Origin of the sequence: Shinella granuli, from assembly GCF_004341885.1 — a bacterium.
GTDB lineage: Bacteria > Pseudomonadota > Alphaproteobacteria > Rhizobiales > Rhizobiaceae > Shinella > Shinella granuli.
In genome coordinates this window covers 243750-262916 of the sequence record NZ_SLVX01000006.1, presented here as the reverse complement: position 1 = coordinate 262916, position 19167 = coordinate 243750, and the positions used below count along the sequence as shown (strand labels likewise).

General features: G+C 65.5%; 23 protein-coding genes. 6 read left to right on the top strand and 17 right to left on the bottom strand.

Annotated features, from left to right (window positions below; all coding sequences use genetic code 11):
- Positions 1 to 38: 38 nt before the first annotated feature.
- The 3 genes from EV665_RS12910 to EV665_RS12900 form a co-directional block, all read right to left on the bottom strand.
- The gene (locus EV665_RS12910; RefSeq protein WP_133034408.1) at positions 39 to 1106 is read right to left on the bottom strand and encodes a zinc-binding metallopeptidase family protein; all 1068 of its coding nucleotides are present in this window, start codon (positions 1104 to 1106) and stop codon (positions 39 to 41) included.
- Positions 1107 to 1222: 116 nt separating this feature from the next.
- Positions 1223 to 1414 carry a CsbD family protein gene (locus EV665_RS12905; protein ID WP_064332426.1) on the bottom strand — a complete coding sequence of 64 codons (192 nt, stop codon included), beginning with the start codon at positions 1412 to 1414 and terminating at the stop codon, positions 1223 to 1225.
- Positions 1415 to 1513: 99 nt separating this feature from the next.
- Positions 1514 to 2119, bottom strand: a complete 606-nt coding sequence (locus tag EV665_RS12900; RefSeq protein ID WP_064329312.1) for a YqgE/AlgH family protein — start codon at positions 2117 to 2119, stop codon at positions 1514 to 1516.
- 172 nt (positions 2120 to 2291) lie between these two features.
- On the opposite strand from EV665_RS12900, the gene EV665_RS12895 reads away from it, so the two are divergent.
- Both EV665_RS12895 and EV665_RS12890 read left to right on the top strand, forming a co-directional pair.
- Positions 2292 to 3077 (top strand): protein-disulfide reductase DsbD domain-containing protein, encoded by a 786-nt coding sequence (locus tag EV665_RS12895; protein ID WP_064329311.1) that lies wholly within the window; start codon positions 2292 to 2294, stop codon positions 3075 to 3077.
- A gap of 113 nt (positions 3078 to 3190) precedes the next feature.
- Entirely contained in the window at positions 3191 to 3676 is a 486-nt protein-coding gene (locus EV665_RS12890; protein ID WP_064329310.1) for a peroxiredoxin, read from the top strand.
- A gap of 71 nt (positions 3677 to 3747) precedes the next feature.
- Here the strand turns inward: EV665_RS12890 and rnhA are convergent, their stop codons facing one another.
- The 11 genes from rnhA to coxB all read right to left on the bottom strand — a co-directional run bounded on the left by rnhA (position 3748) and on the right by coxB (position 13343).
- A complete protein-coding gene (gene rnhA, locus EV665_RS12885; RefSeq protein WP_133034407.1) occupies positions 3748 to 4194 on the bottom strand; it encodes a ribonuclease HI in 447 nt (148 codons plus the stop codon).
- The gene (locus EV665_RS12880) at positions 4191 to 5156 is read right to left on the bottom strand and encodes a homoserine kinase (RefSeq protein WP_133034406.1); all 966 of its coding nucleotides are present in this window, start codon (positions 5154 to 5156) and stop codon (positions 4191 to 4193) included. Before EV665_RS12880 ends, rnhA begins: the two co-directional genes overlap by 4 nt.
- 195 nt (positions 5157 to 5351) lie before the next feature.
- Positions 5352 to 6353 (bottom strand): 4-hydroxy-3-methylbut-2-enyl diphosphate reductase, encoded by a 1002-nt coding sequence (gene ispH / locus EV665_RS12875; RefSeq protein ID WP_133034405.1) that lies wholly within the window; start codon positions 6351 to 6353, stop codon positions 5352 to 5354.
- A 93-nt stretch (positions 6354 to 6446) separates the two neighbouring features.
- Positions 6447 to 7175, bottom strand: a complete 729-nt coding sequence (locus tag EV665_RS12870; RefSeq protein WP_245507710.1) for an SURF1 family protein — start codon at positions 7173 to 7175, stop codon at positions 6447 to 6449.
- Positions 7176 to 7191: 16 nt separating this feature from the next.
- Positions 7192 to 7575, bottom strand: coding sequence for a DUF983 domain-containing protein (locus EV665_RS12865; RefSeq protein ID WP_133034403.1), 384 nt, complete (start codon positions 7573 to 7575; stop codon positions 7192 to 7194).
- Between the two features lie 289 nt (positions 7576 to 7864).
- A complete protein-coding gene (locus EV665_RS12860; protein WP_133034402.1) occupies positions 7865 to 8743 on the bottom strand; it encodes a cytochrome c oxidase subunit 3 in 879 nt (292 codons plus the stop codon).
- Between the two features lie 59 nt (positions 8744 to 8802).
- Entirely contained in the window at positions 8803 to 9408 is a 606-nt protein-coding gene (locus EV665_RS12855) for a cytochrome c oxidase assembly protein (protein WP_064329304.1), read from the bottom strand.
- Positions 9409 to 9410: 2 nt separating this feature from the next.
- Positions 9411 to 9551 (bottom strand): hypothetical protein, encoded by a 141-nt coding sequence (locus EV665_RS12850; protein WP_023512272.1) that lies wholly within the window; start codon positions 9549 to 9551, stop codon positions 9411 to 9413.
- Positions 9551 to 10495 (bottom strand): heme o synthase, encoded by a 945-nt coding sequence (locus EV665_RS12845; protein WP_133034438.1) that lies wholly within the window; start codon positions 10493 to 10495, stop codon positions 9551 to 9553. Before EV665_RS12845 ends, EV665_RS12850 begins: the two co-directional genes overlap by 1 nt.
- Before the next feature lie 276 nt (positions 10496 to 10771).
- Positions 10772 to 12439, bottom strand: a complete 1668-nt coding sequence (gene ctaD / locus EV665_RS12840) for a cytochrome c oxidase subunit I (RefSeq protein WP_133034401.1) — start codon at positions 12437 to 12439, stop codon at positions 10772 to 10774.
- Positions 12440 to 12458: 19 nt separating this feature from the next.
- Positions 12459 to 13343, bottom strand: coding sequence for a cytochrome c oxidase subunit II (gene coxB / locus EV665_RS12835; RefSeq protein WP_133034400.1), 885 nt, complete (start codon positions 13341 to 13343; stop codon positions 12459 to 12461).
- 406 nt (positions 13344 to 13749) lie between these two features.
- On the opposite strand from coxB, the gene EV665_RS12830 reads away from it, so the two are divergent.
- Both EV665_RS12830 and tldD read left to right on the top strand, forming a co-directional pair.
- A complete protein-coding gene (locus EV665_RS12830) occupies positions 13750 to 14280 on the top strand; it encodes an invasion associated locus B family protein (RefSeq protein ID WP_064329301.1) in 531 nt (176 codons plus the stop codon).
- 79 nt (positions 14281 to 14359) lie between these two features.
- Entirely contained in the window at positions 14360 to 15775 is a 1416-nt protein-coding gene (gene tldD / locus EV665_RS12825; RefSeq protein ID WP_133034399.1) for a metalloprotease TldD, read from the top strand.
- A gap of 164 nt (positions 15776 to 15939) precedes the next feature.
- Here the strand turns inward: tldD and EV665_RS12820 are convergent, their stop codons facing one another.
- The gene (locus tag EV665_RS12820; RefSeq protein WP_133034398.1) at positions 15940 to 16839 is read right to left on the bottom strand and encodes a LysR substrate-binding domain-containing protein; all 900 of its coding nucleotides are present in this window, start codon (positions 16837 to 16839) and stop codon (positions 15940 to 15942) included.
- A 99-nt stretch (positions 16840 to 16938) separates the two neighbouring features.
- On the opposite strand from EV665_RS12820, the gene EV665_RS33095 reads away from it, so the two are divergent.
- Together EV665_RS33095 and EV665_RS12815 are read left to right on the top strand one after the other, a co-directional pair.
- Entirely contained in the window at positions 16939 to 17067 is a 129-nt protein-coding gene (locus tag EV665_RS33095) for a hypothetical protein (protein ID WP_023512265.1), read from the top strand.
- A gap of 36 nt (positions 17068 to 17103) precedes the next feature.
- Complete coding sequence (locus EV665_RS12815; protein WP_133034397.1) at positions 17104 to 18159, top strand: polysaccharide deacetylase family protein; 1056 nt, start codon at positions 17104 to 17106, stop codon at positions 18157 to 18159.
- A gap of 9 nt (positions 18160 to 18168) precedes the next feature.
- On the opposite strand, the gene EV665_RS12810 is transcribed toward EV665_RS12815, so the two are convergent.
- Positions 18169 to 18537 (bottom strand): YybH family protein, encoded by a 369-nt coding sequence (locus EV665_RS12810; protein ID WP_133034396.1) that lies wholly within the window; start codon positions 18535 to 18537, stop codon positions 18169 to 18171.
- 9 nt (positions 18538 to 18546) lie between these two features.
- The gene (pdxH, locus tag EV665_RS12805) at positions 18547 to 19167 is read right to left on the bottom strand and encodes a pyridoxamine 5'-phosphate oxidase (RefSeq protein ID WP_064329297.1); all 621 of its coding nucleotides are present in this window, start codon (positions 19165 to 19167) and stop codon (positions 18547 to 18549) included.

Sequence of the window (19167 nt, the reverse complement as noted above, 5' to 3'; positions counted from 1 at the left end):
AGGCAGTAGCCAATAGGGCAACACCTACTGCCTATTGGCTAATTCCTATTGCCTGCTTCCCTCACCAGCCCATTGATGAAATCCAGCTTCTCCAGAACCGGCGGCGGCAGGACGAAGGGGTAGCTGTCGGGCTGGCCCATCGAGCGCTGGATGGCGTTCATGGCGACGCTGAGCGGGATCCAGGCTTCGACGAGGCGGCCGGCATCGGGGGCGCGGTAGGGATCGAAGGTGACCTCGGCCTCCAGTTCCTCGTGGCCCTTCGGGTCGGTGATGAGGCCGAAGGCGCGGGCGGTTTCCAGCGTGTCGACGATGTGGAAGAAATGCGCCCAGCATTCCGCAAAATCCTCCGCCGGATGGCAGCTGGCATAGGTGCTGATGAAATGTTGCGGCCAGTCGGCCGGCGGGCCCTGCTCGTAGTTGCGCTGAAGGGCGGCCGCATAATCCTCGCGCTCGTCGCCGAAGAGGCGGCGGGCCTCGTCCAGCGTCGCCTCGTCGCGCACGAGCTGGGTCCAGTAGAAATGGCCGATCTCGTGGCGGAAATGGCCGAGCAGCGAGCGATAGGGCTCGCCCATCGAGACGCGCACGCTTTCGCGCACCTCGTCGTCGGCCTCGGCGGCGCGCAGGCTGATGAGTCCGTCCTCGTGGCCGGTCATCGCGGCCTGCAGGACATTGCCGCCGGCATCCACCTCGTCGGCGAGGAAATCGAAGACCAGGCCGCCGGCCGGGTCCTCCTCGCGGGTCGGATGCGGCAGCTTCCAGCGCAGGATGGAATAGAAGAGATGGCGCTGCGCCGCGCCGATGCGCCGCCAGCGCTCCAGTCCCCTCGGATCCGTGGTGGGCACGATGCGGTTGTGGCGGCAGGCTTCACAGAAGGCGTGCGGGCTATCGGCCGGCAGCAGCCAGTTGCAGACGTCGTGCACGGCATTGTCGCAGAAGCGGTAGACGCCCTCTCGCGGGGCGATCCTCCAGAATCCCTCGCCGTCCGGCACCAGGGCATGCAGCACCATGTCCTCGGCAAGGAAGCCGAGCGCCGAGCCGCAGCGCACGCAGACGCGGTTGTCGAAATAGGTGGTCTGGCCGCAGGTGCTGCAGGTGAAGAGTTTCATGATGTTCCCGATCCGGCGATGGCGTTTACGGCAAAATACCCGCATCGGCGAATGGCGATACGGGTATCTCGGCTTTGCAACGGCGGGATGACGCAGTCCCCATCCCTGGTCGTCGATCAGAGGCGGTCCACCGCGCCCTTCACGGCATCCTTGGCCTTGCCGACCGCCTTCTGGGTCTTGCCCTTGGTTTCCTGGACGGCGCCCTCGGCGCGCAGCTTCGGGCTGCCGGCGGCCTTGCCCGCGGCCTGCTTGGCCTTGCCTGCCAGTTCGTTGGCCGTGCCCTTGATCTTGTCGCTCGTGCTACCCACCATCGTACTCCTTGTTAGAGGCGCATTTGTTGACGCACTAAATTAACGGCGTGCGCTGCAACAAGTTCCGGTGGCATCGGAGAAAATTTGCCGTTCCGCTCAGGCGTGGCCGGCCTCGGCGGAGAGCATGGCGGGCGTGATGCCCATCAGGCCGAGCGCCCGTTCGTATTTGCTGTCGAGATTGGTGTCGAAGATCAGCTCTTCCTGCGCCGGGCAGGACAGCCAGCCATTGGCGCCGATCTCGTTCTCGATCTGGCCCGCGCCCCAGCCGGCATAGCCGAGCATCATCAGGCCCTTCTGCGGGCCGCGGCCGCGGGAAATGGCGCGCACGATATCGAGCGTCGCCGTCAGGCAGATGTCGTCGCTGACGGGAATGGAGGATTCGGACATGTAGTCATCCGAATGCAGCACGAAACCGCGTCCGCTCTCCACCGGCCCGCCGCAGCGGATAGGGAAGTCCAGCGTCGCGCCCGGCAGGCGGATCACCTCGTCCTCGCCGACGAGATCGAGATGCAGCAGCACGTCGGAAAAGTTCAATTGCTGCGGACGGTTGATGACGAAGCCCATGGCCCCGTCCTCCGAATGGGCGCAGATATAGACGACCGTGCGGGTAAAATTGGCGTCGACCATGCCCGGCATGGCGATCAGGAACTGACCGTCAAGGAAGCCGCGTTCTCGCCTGTTTTTCAGAACCGACATAGCCATAATGCAACTAGCCTACCAATTCGCCATCAAATGAAAAGCGTTCTTTTCGCCGACACGACGCGCCAGCCCTGCAAGAGAGGTATGGTGCTGCGGCGGGCGATCAAGCTTTTATGATCGCTCCCATGCGCTTTGGTGCTGGAAAGCCCTGCCCCCCGGCGCTAGATGTTGAGGCATGAAACGCCTGCAAACCGCTGCAATCGCGCTGCTTTTCCTGTCCTCCGCCGCCACGGCGGCAACCTCGCCCTGGGTGGAGACGCCGGGCGGCGACGTGCGCCTGGTGGTGCTTCCGGCAGATGCCGGCGGCTCGGCGCGCGCCATGCTGGACATCCGCCTGCACGCGGGCTGGAAGACCTACTGGCGCGACCCCGGCGGCAGCGGCATCCCGCCGTCGATCGCCGTCTCCGGCGCAACGCTGACCTCGATCGGCTTCCCCGCGCCGCGCCGGCTCGGTGAGGAGGCCAACCACTATATCGGCTATGACGCGCCGGTACGCCTGCCGATGACACTCGGGGCGTTGGGCGGCACGGTGACGGCCACGGTCTTCCTCGGCGTGTGCAAGGACATCTGTATTCCCGTGCAGGCGGACCTCAAGGTGGAGACGGGTGGCGAAGGCTTCACCAATCCGCTGGAGGAGACCGCGATCGCCGCGGCCGAGGCGACGCTTCCCGGCGCGGCGGGCGATGGCTTCCGGCCGCTCGACGGCCGTTGGTCGGCGGACGGCAAGACGATCTCGGTGCGCTTCGAGGCGCCGGCGGACGGAGCCTCCACGGACGTCTTCCTCTCCGGCGCCCCGTTCGAATTCGGCCCGGCCGGCCCCGTGCGACGGGATGGCGACGCCTTCGTCTCCGATGTGCCGGTGCTGCACCGGCCGAAGGTGTTCGACCTTGCGAAGAACCCGATACGGCTGACGCTCCGGGCCGGCGAGAAGACGATGGAAGGCCCGCTCGCCATCGAGTGAGCCCCCGCCATTCCCGGCGGAAAACCACTTCGCACTTTTGCCGGCGCTGCTTATAGTGCCGCCCGCGGGCCCTTCCGGCCCTTCGCCATCCCATATCAGACAGGAGAGACGCCGTGACCATTTCCGTTGGAGACAAGCTGCCCGACCTCACGCTCAAGGAACGCACGCCGGACGGTCCCGCCGACATCTCGACCGCGGACCTTTTCGCAGGCAAGCGCGTCGTGCTCTTCGCGGTACCCGGCGCCTTCACGCCGACCTGCTCGCTGAACCACCTTCCGGGTTATCTGGAAAACCGCGACGCGATCCTCGCCAAGGGCGTGGACGACATCGCCGTCGTCGCGGTCAACGACCACCATGTGATGGGCGCCTGGGCGACCTCCACGGGCGGCGCCGGCAAGCTGCGCTTCCTCGCCGACTGGGACGCCGCCTTCACCAAGGCGCTCGGCCTGGATATCGACCTTTCCGCCGGCACGCTCGGCGTGCGCTCCAAGCGCTATTCCATGCTTGTCGAGGACGGCGTGGTGAAGGCTCTGAACATCGAGGAAAGCCCCGGCCAGGCGACGGTCTCCGGTGCCGCGGCGATGATCGAGCAGCTTTGAAGAGGATTTAGGCAGTAGGCAGTAGAGAAGATAGCCGGTTCCCCTAATTCCTAATTCCTAATTCCTACTGCCTAACTCCTAACGCCTTTGAACGGCGCCATGCCCTGGCGCGCCAGTTCGTCGGCGCGCTCGTTCTCCGGGTGGCCGGCGTGGCCCTTGACCCAGTGCCATTCCACCTTGTGGCGCGCCCGCGCCTCGTCGAGCGCCTGCCAGAGGTCGCCGTTCTTCACCGGCTTCTTGTCGGCCGTCTTCCAGCCGTTCTTCTTCCAGCCGAAGATCCATTTCGAAATGCCGTCCATGACGTATTTCGAGTCCGTATAGAGATCGACCTCGCACGGGGCCTTCAGCGCGCCGAGCGCGGCGACGGCGGCGGAAAGCTCCATGCGGTTGTTGGTGGTCAGCGCCTCACCGCCGAGCATCTCCTTCTCGACCTCGCCGTAGCGCAGCACCGCGCCCCAGCCGCCGGGACCGGGATTGCCCGAGCAGGCGCCGTCCGTGAAGATATCGACATGTTTCATCGCGACAGACCGTATTCGGCGGGGTTGCGGATCTGGCGGTGGAAGCGCAGCTTGCGCAGATATTCCAGCGGATCCTTCTTGACGACCAGCGCGCCCGGCGGCGTCGTCAGCCAGTCGTAGAGCCGCGTCAGGAAGAAGCGCAGGGCCGAGCCGCGCGCGAGCAGCGGCAGCGCCGCCGCCTCCCCGGGCGAAAGCGGGCGCACGCTCTCGTAGCCTTCCAGCAGCGCCATGCCCTTGGTCAGGTTGAACGCGCCGTCCTTCTGGAAGCACCAGGCATTGAGGCAGATGGAAACGTCGTAGGAAAGCAGGTCGTTGCAGGCGAAGTAGAAGTCGATGAGGCCCGACAGCGTGTCGCCGATGAAGAAGACATTGTCCTGGAAGAGGTCGGCATGGATGACACCCGACGGCAGGTCCTTCGGCCAGTTCGCCTCCAGGAGGGCGAGTTCACCGGCGATCTCGTCCTGCAGGCCCGCCTCCACCTCATCGGCCCGGTCCGCGGACTTTTCCCACAGCGGCCGCCAGCCGCCGACGGAGAGCGCATTCGCGCGGGTGAGTTCGAAGCCTTCGCCGGCCAGATGCATTTCGGCCAGCGCCCGGCCAACCTCGCGGCAATGTTTCGCCGCGGGCTTCCTCAGCCACATGCCCTCCAGGAAGGAGATCATCGCGGCGGGACGGCCCGAGAGTTCGCCGAGCAGCGCGCCGTCATTGCGCGGCAGCGGCAGCGGGCAGGACAGGCCGCGTTCGGCGAGATGGTGCATCAGGCCAAGGAAGAACGGCAGGTCGTTCGGATCGACGCGCTTTTCGTAGAGCGTCAGGATGAAGGCGCCCCTGGTGGTGTGCAGCAGGAAGTTGGAATTCTCCACCCCCTCGGCGATGCCCTTGTAGGAGAGCAGCGTGCCCGCGTCATAGGCGGTGAGGAAACGGGAGAGATCGTCTTCGGTGATATCGGTGTAGACGGCCACGGCGGGTCTCAGGTTTGCAGAGTGGAATCAATTGACAAACAAGCGGGTCTTTGCCCCTCACCTGCCTGCCGGCATCCTCTCCCCGCAAGCGGGGCGAGGAACGATGGGCGCGCCGTCCTGCCCCTTCGCCCCGCTTGCGGGGAGAAGGTCCCGGCAGGGGGATGAGGGGCAAACCACGGCAGGACCTGCACCACCCTATTCCCCATTGACGAAGGCCATGTCGGCGGGGGTGAGTTCGATCGCGCGAAGCTCGCGGTTGACGAGGAAGTGCTCGTTCTCCTCGACGGTATCGGCAAGCTCCACGACAGCATTGTAGCGCGCGCGAAAAGCCTCGATGATCTCGTTGACGATGACCTCCGGCGCCGATGCGCCGGCCGAGAGGCCGACGGTGCGGATGTCGCCGATGGTCTCCCAATCGATCTCGGCGGCGCGCTGGACGAGCACGGATTTCGTCGCCCCGGCCCTCAGCGCCACTTCGACGAGGCGCTTGGAATTGGACGAGTTCGGCGCACCGACGATGAGGAAGAGGTCGCAGCCGGGCGCGGCCTGCTTGACCGCCTCCTGCCGGTTGGTGGTGGCGTAGCAGATCGAATCGGCGGCCGGGGCCGTGAGGTTCGGGAAGCGCTCGTGCAGGCGCTTGATGACGCCGGCCGTGTCGTCCACCGAGAGCGTCGTCTGGGTGACGAAGCCGAGATTGTCCGGATCCGGCGGCACGTATCTGTCGGCATCCTCGACGGTCTCGACCAGCGAGACGGAGCCCTCCGGCAACTGGCCCATCGTGCCGATCACCTCGGGGTGCCCGGCATGGCCGATCAGCACGACATGGCGGCCGAGGCGCTGGTGGCGCATCGCCTGCTTGTGCACCTTGGAAACCAGCGGGCAGGTCGCGTCGAGATAGAAGAGGCTGCGCGCCTCGGCATCCGCCGGCACCGATTTGGGCACGCCGTGCGCGGAAAAGACGACGGGCTGCTGGCGATGCTCTTCCGGGATCTCGTCGAGCTCCTCGACGAAGATCGCCCCCTTGGCCTCCAGGCCCTCCACGACATAGCGGTTGTGCACGATCTCGTGGCGCACATAGACCGGCGCGCCATAGGCCTTCAGCGCCAGGACGACGATCTGGATGGCGCGGTCGACGCCGGCGCAGAAGCCGCGCGGGCCGCACAGCCTGATGGTCAAGTCCGGTCGGGTATCAATCATGCTTCTCTTGTATCCGGCAATGGTCGGGCCTTGCGCCCCATATAGGCCGGCAAGCGGCGCCGCGCCAAGAAAAAACAACCTGGTCGCGCGCTTTCAGGCCGCCTTGCGCCGCAGCACGGCGAAGAGGCCGACGCCGACCAGCGCGGCCGCAAGGCCATACCAGGTGACGGCATATTGCAGGTGGTTGTTCGGCAGGTCGAACTGGGTGACGGCGCCGATCGGCAGGCCCTTGGGGTTCGACGCATCGCCCGCATCGACGAAGAAGGGCACGAGCCTGTCGGCCGGAATGCCGGTGCTCGACGCCATCGCGTCGAGGTCCTTCCAGTAGAAGATGTTCTTCGACAGGTCGTTATCGGGCACGATGGAGGACGGCTTTTCGGCAAGGCGGGCGCGGGCAAGGCCCACCACGGTCTGCCCGCCGGTGAGCTGGCCCTGCTTGCGCATTTCCGGCTCCTTCGCCTCGAAGGGCACGAAGCCGCGGTTGACGAAGAGGAAGCGGCCGTCGGCGAGCTGGAGCGGCGTGTAGACGTGATAGCCGGTCCGGCCGTGCCAGGTGGCGAAGAAGTGCCGCTCCCTGTTGTTGGCGAAGGTGCCGGAAACCGTGACGGGGCGGTATTCGATATCCTCGCCCCGTGTCGCCATCGCCTCGATATCGGCGAGCGGCGCCGGCGCGGCGATGCGGCGCGCGGCCATGTCGGCGAGAAGCTGCTCCTTCCAGTAGAGGCGCTGGACCTGCCAGGTGCCGAGCGACAGGAGGATGGCGAGGGCGATGACGAAGGCGGTTCCCGTGAGGATCGCCTTGCCCCTGCCCTTGCGCGGCATGGCGCCGGCCGGGACCTCAGCCACGGTCGATCTCGCCCGGCCGCGCATTGTTGCGGTATTGCAGCGCGATCAGCAGGCCCTTGAGGATACGCGTCAGCCCGAGGCCGAGGACGATGACGAGCGGGATCCACAGCAGGAAATGCACCCAGAGCGGCGGGTTGACGTTCACCTCCATCCACAGCGCCGCGCCGACGACGATGAAGCCGACGATGAGCAGCACGAAGACGACCGGGCCATCGCCCGAATCGGCGAAGGAATAGTCGAGCCCGCAGCTCGCGCAGGCCGGCTTCACCTTGAGCAGGCCGTCGAACAGCTTGCCCTGGCCGCAACGCGGGCAGCAGCCGCGCAGGCCGGCGCTGAAGGGGTCGACGGGGGGATAGAGTGCCTTGTCCTCGTCCATGGTCTTGTCCGTGTGTTCACGCCCGGGCGGGCGGCCGCGGGCTCATGCTTCAGGCGGCAAGGCCGCTCACCTGCCTGCCGGCATCCTCTCCCCGCAAGCGGGGCGAGGAGCGATGGAGCGCCGTTCTGCCCCTTCGCCCCGTTTTCCGGGAGATGAGGGGCCAAACCGGCGCATACATTCCTATACCGCCCTGTCCTTGCCCCGTCCAATCGAAAGGCCGCGACAAACGGCCCCGAAACGGAAAACGGCCGCATTGCTGCGGCCGTTCGAAAATCGCGTCCTTGCCGGATCAGCCGTGGAAGACCGGTGCGCCCCAGCCACCCCAGATGTAGATGGAAAAGAACAGGAAGAGCCAGACGACGTCGACGAAGTGCCAGTACCAGGCGGCCGCCTCGAAGCCGAAATGCTGCTTCGGGGTGAAGTCGCCGCGCATGGCGCGGATGAGGCAGACGATCAGGAAGATCGTGCCGACCAGGACGTGGAAGCCGTGGAAACCGGTCGCCATGAAGAAGGTCGCGCCGTAGATGGATTCCTTGAAGGCGAAGGGCGCGTGGGCGTATTCGTAGGCCTGGACGAAGGAGAACAGCACGCCGAGCGCGACGGTGAGCGCGAGGCCGTTGACGAGGCCCTTGCGGTCGTTGTGCAGCAGCGCGTGGTGCGCCCAGGTCACGCAGGTGCCCGAGAGCAGCAGGATGACCGTGTTGTAGAGCGGCAGGTGCCAGGGATCGAGGACCTCGATGCCCTTCGGCGGCCAGACGCCGCCGGTATGCTCGACGCGGGCGGCCTGGATGGCCTCGCCCGGGAAGAGGCTGGCGTCGAAGAAGGCCCAGAACCAGGCGACGAAGAACATCACCTCGGAGGCGATGAACATGATCATGCCGTAGCGCAGGTGCAGCGAGACGACGCGGGTATGGTGGCCCTCATGGGCTTCCTTCACCGTATCCGCCCACCAGGCATACATGGTATAGAGCGTGATCACGAGGCCGATGTAGAAAATCCACGGATTGGCGAAGTTGATGCCGAACAGGCTGAAGGCGCCGCCCGAGAGGTAGCGCATGTAGCCGATACCGCCTAAGGCCAGCACGAAGGCGCCGATGGAGGCGAGCAACGGCCACGGGCTTGGGTCGATGATGTGGTAGTCGTGTTTCTTCTGATGCGCATCGGCCATCTGACGTATCCCCAATGTATCGCGTTCCGTTCCCGGCATAGCCGGAAACGCATGGTCTTTCAAAGCTTGTTCGCGTCGTCCGCCTTCACTTCCGCAGCCGAAGCCACCGGCTTCGACGCCTCATGCGGATAGAAGGTATAGGACAGCGTGAGCGTGTGGATGCCCTTCGTCTCGACCGGCTCGACGATCGCCGGATCGACGAAGAAGACGACGGGCATGATGAGTTCCTCGCCCGGCTTCAGCGTCGTCTCGGTGAAGCAGAAGCACTGGACCTTGTTGAAATAGGCGCCGGCGGCCTGGGGCGTGACGTTGAACGTCGCCTGGCCGGTCGTCGGCCTCGAGGCGTTGTTGCGCGCCCTGTACAGGATCTGCACGGTCTCGCCGATCTTCAGCTCGACCTCGCGCTGCACCGGCTCGAAGCTCCAGGCAAGGCCGGGGCCGGTATTGGCGTCGAAGCGTACCTTGATCGTCCTGTCGAGGATGACGTCGGAGGCCTGCTCGACGCGCTGCGTCGTGCCGCCGTAGCCGGTGACCTGGCAGAACATCTCGTAGAGCGGCACGGCGGCATAGGCCATGCCGACCATGCCGATGACGAAGGAGCAGCAGATGGCGACGATCGTGCCGTTGCCCAGTCCGCTCTTTTCGGTCTTTTGCATCTCGCTCATCGTCAGCCTGCCATTCCGCCGGAGAATTTTACCAGCGTGACGATGTAGAACAGCACGACGAGGCCCAGAAGCACGGCGCCGAGCGCGATATTGCGGCCGCGGCGCGCCTTCTTCTGGTTTTCCGTGAGGTTTACGGTTTCCATTACAGCCCCCATCCGAGCGACGCGATCATGTGGTCGACCATCAGGCCGGAGAAGACCGCGAACAGATAGACGATGGAGAAGGCGAAGAGCTTCTTGGCCGGCACCATCGCGCGGTCGCCTTCCGGCATGCGCAACACGCCGACAGAGTACCACACGAAGCCGAGGCCGAGCGCTGCGGCAAAGAGACCGTAGCCGAGGCTGGCGAAACCGAGCACGGTCGGGACCACGGCGATGACGGCGGTCAGCACCGCGTAGATCAGGATCTGCACCTTGGTGGTCCACTCGCCGGCGACGTTCGGCAGCATCGGCACGCCGACGGCGTCGTAGTCGCGCATCTTGAACAGGGCGAGCGCCCAGAAATGCGCCGGGGTCCACAGGAAGGTGATGAGGAAGAGCACGACGCTCTCGATCGAGACGCCGCCGGTGACGCAGGCCCAGCCGATCATCGGCGGGAAGGCGCCGGCCGCGCCGCCGATGACGATGTTCTGCGGCGTCGAGCGCTTCAGCCACATCGTGTAGATGACGGCGTAGAAGAAGATGGTGAAGGCGAGCAGGCCGGCCGACAGCCAGTTGACCGCAAGGCCGAGGATCGCGACCGAGAAGGCCGACAGCGTCAGGCCGAAGGCGAGCGCTTCTTCCGGGCGGATGCGGCCGGAGGGGATGGGACGCTTGGCGGTGCGGGTCATGACCGCATCGATATCCGCGTCGTACCACATGTTGAGGGCACCGGAGGCTCCGGCGCCCACGGCGATACAGAGGATCGCGATGGCGGCGATGAAGGGGTTGATCTCGCCCGGCGCGACGATGAGGCCGGCAAAGGCCGTGAAGACGACGAGCGACATGACGCGCGGCTTCAGGAGCTCGAAGAAATCACGCGGCGACGCTTCGGAGAGGTAGACCTCGCCGCCGCCCGGAACCGTTTCGTGATGCTCGATGACCGCCATGTTCTTTCCGTTCTTTTGTCCGAGAGCGATGGGCTTCATGCCCTTCCCTCTCCTTCGTCATCCTCGGGCTTGACCCGAGGATCCACTCCCCACGGCACGCCTGACGACGTGGCGTGGATCCTCGGGTCAAGCCCGAGGATGACGGAGGGTGGGGTGTCGGCTGTGGGCTACAGCTACCGCTGCTGTTGCTGCAGCCACTGCTGCCGCCCGCTGCCCCGGCCTCCGCCGGTAGTCCTGCAAGTCGAGGAGCCGCCGTTTCCGGCGGCCCCGAATGTCTTACTTGATCTTCGGGAGCTGTTCCCACTGGTGGAACGGCGGCGGCGAAGAGAGCTGCCATTCCAGCGTGTTGGCGCCCTCGCCCCACGGATTGTCGCCGGCGATGCGCTTCTTGGCGAAGGCTTCGAAGACGCCGAAGAGGAAGATCACGACGGCGAAGGCCGAGATGTACGAGCCGTAGGACGACACCGCGTTCCAGCCGGCGAAGGCATCCGGGTAGTCGATGTAGCGGCGCGGCATGCCGGCAAGGCCGAGGAAGTGCTGCGGGAAGAAGATCAGGTTCACGCCGACGAACATGACCCAGAAGTGCAGCTTGCCGAGGAATTCCGAATACATGTAGCCGGTCATCTTCGGGAACCAGTAGTACCAGGCCGCGAAGATGGCGAAGACGGCGCCGAGCGACAGGACGTAGTGGAAGTGGGCAACCACGTAGTAGGTGTCGTGCAGGGCGCGGTCGAGGCCGGCATTGGCGAGCTGGACGCCCGTGACGCCGCCGACGGTGAACAGGAAGATGAAGCCGATCGCCCAGACCATCGGCGTGGTGAAGCGGATCGAGCCGCCCCACATCGTTGCGATCCAGGAGAAGATCTTCACGCCCGTCGGAACCGCGATGACCATCGTGGCGAAGACGAAGTAGCGCTGCGTGTCGAGCGACATGCCGACCGTGTACATGTGGTGCGCCCACACGATGAAGCCGACGGCGCCGATGGCGACCATGGCATAGGCCATGCCGAGATAGCCGAAGATCGGCTTGCGCGAGAAGGTCGACACGATGTGGCTGACGATGCCGAAGCCGGGCAGGATCAGGATGTACACTTCCGGGTGGCCGAAGAACCAGAACAGGTGCTGGAAGAGGATCGGGTCACCGCCGTTTTCCGGCGCGAAGAAGGCCGTGCCGAAGTTGCGGTCGGTGAGCAGCATGGTGATGCCGCCTGCCAGGACCGGCAGCGAGAGCAGCAGCAGGAACGCAGTGATCAGCACCGACCAGGCGAAGAGCGGCATCTTGTGCAGCGTCATGCCCGGGGCGCGCATGTTGAGGATCGTCGTGATGAAGTTGATCGCGCCGAGGATCGACGAGGCGCCGGCGATGTGCAGGCCGAGGATCACGAAGTCCATGGCGGGACCGGGCTGGCCCGAGGTGGAGAACGGCGGATAGATCGTCCAGCCGCCGCCCGCGCCGTAGGCGCCCGCCGGGCCCTCGACGAACATCGAAAGCAGGACCAGCAGGAAGGCCGGGATGATCAGCCAGAAGGAGATGTTGTTCATGCGCGGGAAGGCCATATCCGGCGCGCCGATCATGATCGGCACCATCCAGTTGGCGAAACCGCCGATGAGCGCCGGCATGACCATGAAGAAGATCATGATGAGCGCATGCGCCGTCGTGAAGACGTTGAACATGTGCTTGCCGCCGTCGATGGCGGCATCGCCCTCGAAGCCGTAGACCATCTGGGCGAGACCGTGGAAGATCTGGATGCCCGGCTCCTGCAGTTCCATGCGCATCACCACCGACAGCGTACCGCCGATGATGCCCGCACAGATCGCGAAGATCAGGTAGAGGGTGCCGATGTCCTTGTGGTTGGTCGACAGGAACCAACGCTGGAAGAAGGTGAGCGGCTTGTGTTCGTGGTGATCGTGGTGATCGCCGTGGGCAGCGGATGTTCCGGCCATGGTCTCGACTCCCTTGGAATTACTGCGCGGCGTTGGCGGCGACGTTGACGGCCTTCGCCGCATCGTCGACCGACGCCATCAGGGCTTTGTTTGCGTCGCCGAGATTCGTCGCGGCGGCGGCAAGCCACGTATCGTACTTCTCCTGCGAGACGACGCGGATGGCGATCGGCATGAACGCGTGGTCCTTGCCGCACAGCTCGGAACACTGGCCGTAGAACAGACCTTCGCGGTCGGCCTTGAACCAGGTTTCGTTGAGGCGGCCCGGCACGGCGTCGATCTTCACGCCGAAGGAGGGCATCGCGAAGGCGTGGATCACGTCGGCAGCGGTGACGAGGAGACGGACATGCTTGCCGACGGGAACGACGACTTCGTTGTCGACGGCCAGAAGGCGCGGATAGACGCCCTTGTCTTCCTTGCCGGCGGCGGCGCGATCGCCTTCCTGCAGCAGGATGCTGTCGAAGGAGAGCGGGCTCTCGCCGACCTGGTATTCATACCCCCAGTACCACTGGTAACCGGTGGCCTTGATCGTCAGTTCCGGCTCTTCCGTCGGGGCGAGCTGCTTGGTCAGGAGCTGGAAGGAGGGAACGGCGAGGAACAGGAGAACGATGACCGGGCCGAGCGTCCAGACGACTTCGATCGCCGTGTTATGGCTGGTCTTGGACGGGACCGGGTTCGCGCCTTCGCGGAACTTCACGACGACGACGATGAGCAGGGCGAGAACGAACAGGGTGATCGGGACGATGAACCACAGTGTATACTGCTCGAACCAGCGGATCTCTTCCATGATCGAGGTCGCGGCGGGCTGGAGGCCCTTCTGCCAGTCGAACGGCTGATCAGCGAAAGCGGTGGAAGCAAAGAGCAGACAGCCGATCGCGGCCAGAACTGCAAAAGCTTTGTTTTTCACAACGTATCTCCCCAAGGCGTTTGATCGGGATCAAACAGACGCGCAGAATCCCTGCTATACTGAGTGCTTAAAACCACAGTTTCATGCTCGCCGCAACAGCCATGGGGGACACCCCATGCGGCATTTTTGCGCAAAAGCAAAAGCATGGGCCCGCTCCCCACAGTTTCTTCATAATTCCCTATAGCATGAAAGGTTTGGCTGCGGCGATGTCGCCGGAAGGCCCCTCGCCCGGCCCGATGCGGGCGCCCGCATCGCCCTGCCGCCGCCGTGGACGGCCTCTATTATAATGAGTGGCGCGCCGGTCCAATTTCCGCCTTCAATCAATTGGAAATGAGCCCTCGGGGCTTTTCATTTCGCCCCCGCCCCTTCAAAGATAGCCCGACTGATTCGAGATTCCGAGGTTTTCATGGGTTTTGCTCCCCTCTCCCGGCTGTCCCGCGCGGCACTTGGCCTTGCCGCGCTCGGGTTCGGCGCTCTCGCGCTTCCTTCCCTTTCGGCAGCCCAGCAGCCCGGCACGGTGAAATCGAACCATGGCGCCTGGTCGATCGTCTGCGACCAGCCGGCCGGCGCGTCCAGCGAACAGTGCGCGCTGATGCAGAACGTGCTGGCCGAGGACCGGCCCGAGCTCGGCCTCTCCGTCGTCGTGCTGAAGACCGCCGACCGCAAGGCGAAGATCCTGCGCGTGCTCGCACCGCTCGGCGTGCTGCTGCCGAACGGCCTCGGCCTCAATGTCGACGGCAAGGATATCGGCCGCGCCTATTTCGTGCGCTGCTTCTCCGATGGCTGCTATGCCGAGGTCGTGCTCGAGGACGAACTGCTGAAGACCTTCCGCTCCGGCGCGACGGCGACTTTCATCGTCTTCCAGTCGCCCGAGGAAGGCATCGGCATCCCCGTCGACCTCAAGGGCTTCGGCGAAGGCTACGACACGCTGCCGTAAGTCCGCCCCCCGGGCGGGCTTGCCGCCTGCCTCCCGGGGACTTACATGAGCCCCAAGTCCAATGCTTGCGGAGCCTCCCATGAACACCGACCTCCTCTCCCTTTTCGATGCCGACGAGGCATCCGTGCAGGCGGTGCTGAAGGAGACGTTGAAGAGCGCCGATGACGGCGAGCTCTTCCTGGAGCACGCCCAGGCCGAATCCCTCTCCTTCGACAATGGCCGCCTCAAGGGCGGCAGCTTCAACACCGACCAGGGTTTCGGCCTTCGGGCCGTCGCCGGCGAGGCGGTGGGCTATGCGCATTCGGGCGAGATGACGCTTTCGGCGCTGAAGCGCGCGGTCGATGCGGCGGGCGCGGTCACACGCGGCTATTCCGGCGACTATGCCGCCGCGCCGCAGGGCACCAACCGCCAGCTCTATACCCCGGACAACCCGATCGGCGCACCGAGCTTCGAGCAGAAGGTCGCCCTCCTCACCGAGATCGACGCGTATCTGCGCGCCAAGGATCCGAAGGTGCGGCAGGTGACGGCCTCCATCGCCGCGAGCTGGCAGGTGGTCAACATCCTGCGCGCCGACGGGCACCGCGTCACCGATGTCAGGCCCATGACCCGCGTCAACATCTCCGTCGTCGTCGGCGAAGGCGACCGGCAGGAGACCGGCAGCTACGGCGTCGGCGGGCGCACCACCTTCGATGCCTTCCTCACCGAGGAGAGCTGGCGTTTCGGCGCGGACGAGGCGCTTCGCCAGGCCCTGGTCAATCTGGAAGCCGTCGAGGCCCCGGCGGGCACGATGGACGTGGTGCTTTCCTCCGGCTGGCCGGGCGTCATGCTGCACGAGGCGGTCGGCCACGGGCTGGAAGGCGACTACAACCGCAAGAAATCCTCGGCCTTTGCCGGGCTGATGGGCGAGCAGGTCGCCGCCAGGGGCGTCACCGTCGTCGACGACGGCACGATCGACAACCGCCGCGGCTCGATCACCGTCGACGACGAGGGCACGCCCTCGGCCTACAACGTGCTGATCGAGGACGGCAAGCTGGTCGGCTACATGCAGGACCGGCAGAATGCCCGCCTGATGGGCATGAAGGCGACCGGCAACGGCCGCCGGCAGGGTTACGCCCATCGCCCCATGCCGCGCATGACCAACACCTACATGCTCTCGGGCGACCGGACGCCGGAGGAAATCATCGCCTCGGTGAAGAACGGCCTCTATGCCGTCTCCTTCGGCGGCGGGCAGGTGGACATCACCTCCGGAAAATTCGTCTTCGGCTGCACGGAAGCCTATCTCATCGAGAACGGCAAGGTGACGGCGCCGGTCAAGGGCGCCATGCTGATCGGCAACGGGCCGGACGCCATGCGCCGCGTCTCGATGGTCGGCAACGACACGAAGCTCGACACCGGCATCGGCAATTGCGGCAAGGCCGGCCAATGGGTCCCGGTCGGCGTCGGCCAGCCGCACCTGCGCATGGACCAGGTGACGGTGGGCGGCACCAAGGCCTGATCCCGCCTACCATTCCACGGCCCCTCATCCGCCTGCCGGGACCTTCTCCCCGCAGGCGGGGAGAAGGCAAGGATGCCCGCTTTCCGGCCCCCCTGACGTCATTGGTTGGGGAAACCCATGCCACATCCCCTTCGCCTGAATGAGGGGGCAGCGGAACCTCGACCTCAGGAACCGCCAGAGGCGGCAAAGCGCTGCAACAGCCATTGCCGGAAGGCGCGGGCCTTCGGGGAGAGGCGTTTGAAATCGCGGGCGACGAGCCAGTAGGCGCCGTAGCGGATCGAGATGTCGAAGAGCTGCACGAGACGCCCTTCGGCGATGTCCTCGGCCGCGAAGGCGCGGTCGACCAGCGCGACGCCGTGGCCGCGCAGCGCCGCCTGCAGCACGAGATTGCCCTCGGTGAAGATCTGCGCCCGCCCGGGCGGCACGTCCGGCAGGCCGGCGGCAGCGAACCAGCGCTGCCAGGCGCTGCGGTTCTCCTCGTGCAGCAGCGTATAGGCGAGGATATCGGCCGGCGCGCGCAGCGGCGTCCCCTCCGCCATCAGGCAGGGCATGATCACGGGCACCAGTTCCACATCCGCCAGATGCTCGGCCGCAACGCGCGGCCAGGCCCTGGCATCCATGCCGTGCCGGATGGCGATTTCCGCCTCGTGGGTGCGGAATTCGATGAGCCGCATGTCCGATTCGACCACGACGTCGATCTCGGGATGGTCCGCATGGAAATCGTCGAGATGCGGCACGAGCCAGCTTGCCGCGAAGGACGGCTCGGAGCTGATCTCCAGGAGCCCGCCGCCGCGCCGGCCGCGAATCTCCGACAGGCTCGCATCCATCGCGTCGAAGGCGCGCGACAGGACGTCGAGCAGCGCCTCGCCGGCGGAGGTGAGGCGCACGTTGCGGTGGCGGCGCTCGAAGAGCGGCTTGCCGAGCTCGGCCTCCAGTTCCTTGACTTGCCGGCTCACTGCGGCTTGGGAGACGAGCAGTTCCTCGGCCGCCAGCGTGAAGCTGCCGAGCCGGCCCGCCGCCTCGAAACTCCTGAGCGCCGTCAGCGGCAGCCGTCCGCGTTTCATCGCATAACCTCAAGTCATCCGAAATCGACGATAAACTCGTTTGAGCCGCAGGGGCAAGCGGGCGGACACTCCGTGCAGACCGAAACACGGAGAACGACGATGTTCGACCCCATCACCCGCATCTTCATGGATGTCATCCGCATCCTCACCTTCCAGGCCGGGCGGCCGGCGCCGCCGCGCCACAGGAAAGCCGTTGTTAACCACTCGGATACCGACCGGGTGCGATAACGGCCGCGAGAGACGAAAAGGGACGATGAAGACGACATGCCGATCCGCAGTGTCATGCGACAGGGACTGAGGCGCGCCGTGATCACCGGCGGGCTGGAGTTCGCGCATCTGGCCGAGCGCGTCGGGCTGATGGCGTCCGCCCGCGGCATGGGCGCGATCTTCACGCTGCACCATGTGCGGCCGAAGACGCCGCAGGCCTTCGATCCGAATGCGCATCTGGAGGTCACACCGGAATTTCTCGATGCGGCGATCGAATACCTCACGGAAGAAGGCTACCAGTTCGTGGCACTGGCCGACATGCCGGCGCGGCTTGCCATCGCGCGCGCCGGCGAGCGCTTCGCCGCCTTCACGCTCGACGACGGCTACCGCAACAATGCGGTCCATGCCCAGCCGGTCTTCACGCGGCACAAGGTACCCTTCACCGTCTTCGTCTCGCCGGGCTTCGCCTGCAAGACGCACGGCATCTGGTGGGAGACGCTGACGGAGCTTCTGCGCGTCGCGCCCCATCTGGAATTCGATTTCGGCTCCGGTGCGATCACCATGCCGCTTGCGACGCCCTTCCAGAAACAGGCGGCCTATGCCCGGCTTGCCCGCTTCATCCAGAGCGAGATGGAGGAGGCCGCGGCGATCGAGCGGCTCGACGCGGCGGCAAGGGCCCACGGCATCGATCCGCTGATGATCACCGAACGGCTGGTCATGCGCGAGCCGGAACTGAAGAGCCTCGTCGTCAATCCCCTCGTATCGATCGGTGCCCATACGGTGAGCCACCGGGCCCTCGCACGCCTCGGCGACGAGGAGGCGCACCTGGAGATGGACCAGTCGGCCGCGCACATCGCCGCCATCATCGGCCACCGGCCGGACACCCTCGCCTACCCCTATGGCGACCGCGCCGCCGTCTCGCCGCGCGAGCACAAGCTTGCAAGGGACCTCGGCTTCCGCGTCGCCGTCACAACGGATCCGGGCACGCTTTCGGCCCGCTCCTTCGACGCGCCGACGACCCTGCCCCGCATCTCGCTGAACGGGCACTACCAGAAGCCGAAATATGTCGGCGCGCTGGCCTCGGGCATTCCCTTCCGGCTGATGCGGCGCTGAGCCAACGCTTCACTTCGGAAACTGGCTGAGGTGCTCGTGAACGATGCGCCATGTGCCGGCCTCGGCGCGCAGGAGCGTCGTGCCTCGGCCGCCGCCTGAAAGAACCCTGCCGTCCCGCGTCGTCTGCCAGCAGAAACGATAGATGCATCCGGCCGCCCCTTCGCCCATGGCAAGCCAGCACCGGTCTTCGAGCCAATAGCGCTCGAGCGGGAATTTTCGCCAGGTCTCCTCGAAGGCCTTGCGAATTTCGGCAAGGCCCGAATGGGAGCCGTCATTGAACCAGAAGATCGCCTCTTCCGAGATCAAAGGCAGGAGGACATCGAAATCGTGCCGGTTGATCAGAGCCTCGTATCGACTGAGAACGTCTTCGGCACGCATATCATGGCCTCAAGGATACATCCTGACCTTCGTCCAGCCGGCGCCGTCCTCCGTGTGGCGGAATTCCACGCGGTCGTGCAGGCGGAAGGGGCGGTCGTGCCAGAACTCGATCGAGACGGGCTTGATGCGGAAGCCGGACCAGTGCGGCGGGCGGGGGATCTCGCCGATGGCGTAGCGGGCCGTGTATTCGGCGACGGCCTTTTCCAGCGCGAAACGGCCTTCCAGCGGGCGCGACTGCTTTGACGCCCAGGCGCCGATGCGGCTGCCGCGCGGGCGCGAGGCGTAATATTCGTCCGCCTCGGCATCGGTGACGATCTCCACTTCCCCGCGGATGCGCACCTGGCGGCGCAGCGACTTCCAGTGGAAGCACATGGCGGCCTTGCGCGCGCCAAGGATCTCCACGCCCTTCCGGCTCTCGAAATTCGTGTAGAAGACGAAGCCGCGCGCATCGAACCCCTTGAGCAGGACCATGCGCACATTCGGCAGGCCCGTCTCGTCGACGGTGGCGAGCGCCACCGCGTTCGGGTCGTTCGGCTCGGTCTTTCCCGCCTCCTCCAGCCATGCGCCGAAGAGGGAATAGGGTTCGTTTTCCTCGGTGAAGTCACCGCTTGTTAACGCATTTTCGCTCAT

Bases quoted from the DNA above. Each gene is read 5' to 3' on its own strand.
- EV665_RS12910 (WP_133034408.1), bottom strand. From the start codon at position 1,106: ATGAAACTCTTCACCTGCAGCACCTGCGGCCAGACCACCTATTTCGAC.
- EV665_RS12900 (WP_064329312.1), bottom strand. From the start codon at position 2,119: ATGGCTATGTCGGTTCTGAAAAACAGGCGAGAACGCGGCTTCCTTGAC.
- EV665_RS12895 (WP_064329311.1), top strand. From the start codon at position 2,292: ATGAAACGCCTGCAAACCGCTGCAATCGCGCTGCTTTTCCTGTCCTCC.
- rnhA (WP_133034407.1), bottom strand. From the start codon at position 4,194: ATGAAACATGTCGATATCTTCACGGACGGCGCCTGCTCGGGCAATCCC.
- ispH (WP_133034405.1), bottom strand. From the start codon at position 6,353: ATGATTGATACCCGACCGGACTTGACCATCAGGCTGTGCGGCCCGCGC.
- EV665_RS12870 (WP_245507710.1), bottom strand. From the start codon at position 7,175: ATGCCGCGCAAGGGCAGGGGCAAGGCGATCCTCACGGGAACCGCCTTC.
- EV665_RS12865 (WP_133034403.1), bottom strand. From the start codon at position 7,575: ATGGACGAGGACAAGGCACTCTATCCCCCCGTCGACCCCTTCAGCGCC.
- EV665_RS12860 (WP_133034402.1), bottom strand. From the start codon at position 8,743: ATGGCCGATGCGCATCAGAAGAAACACGACTACCACATCATCGACCCA.
- EV665_RS12855 (WP_064329304.1), bottom strand. From the start codon at position 9,408: ATGAGCGAGATGCAAAAGACCGAAAAGAGCGGACTGGGCAACGGCACG.
- EV665_RS12850 (WP_023512272.1), bottom strand. From the start codon at position 9,551: ATGGAAACCGTAAACCTCACGGAAAACCAGAAGAAGGCGCGCCGCGGC.
- EV665_RS12845 (WP_133034438.1), bottom strand. From the start codon at position 10,495: ATGGCGGTCATCGAGCATCACGAAACGGTTCCGGGCGGCGGCGAGGTC.
- ctaD (WP_133034401.1), bottom strand. From the start codon at position 12,439: ATGGCCGGAACATCCGCTGCCCACGGCGATCACCACGATCACCACGAA.
- EV665_RS12830 (WP_064329301.1), top strand. From the start codon at position 13,750: ATGGGTTTTGCTCCCCTCTCCCGGCTGTCCCGCGCGGCACTTGGCCTT.
- tldD (WP_133034399.1), top strand. From the start codon at position 14,360: ATGAACACCGACCTCCTCTCCCTTTTCGATGCCGACGAGGCATCCGTG.
- EV665_RS12820 (WP_133034398.1), bottom strand. From the start codon at position 16,839: ATGAAACGCGGACGGCTGCCGCTGACGGCGCTCAGGAGTTTCGAGGCG.
- EV665_RS33095 (WP_023512265.1), top strand. From the start codon at position 16,939: ATGTTCGACCCCATCACCCGCATCTTCATGGATGTCATCCGCATCCTC.
- EV665_RS12815 (WP_133034397.1), top strand. From the start codon at position 17,104: ATGCCGATCCGCAGTGTCATGCGACAGGGACTGAGGCGCGCCGTGATC.
- EV665_RS12810 (WP_133034396.1), bottom strand. From the start codon at position 18,537: ATGCGTGCCGAAGACGTTCTCAGTCGATACGAGGCTCTGATCAACCGG.
- pdxH (WP_064329297.1), bottom strand. From the start codon at position 19,167: ATGAGCGAAAATGCGTTAACAAGCGGTGACTTCACCGAGGAAAACGAA.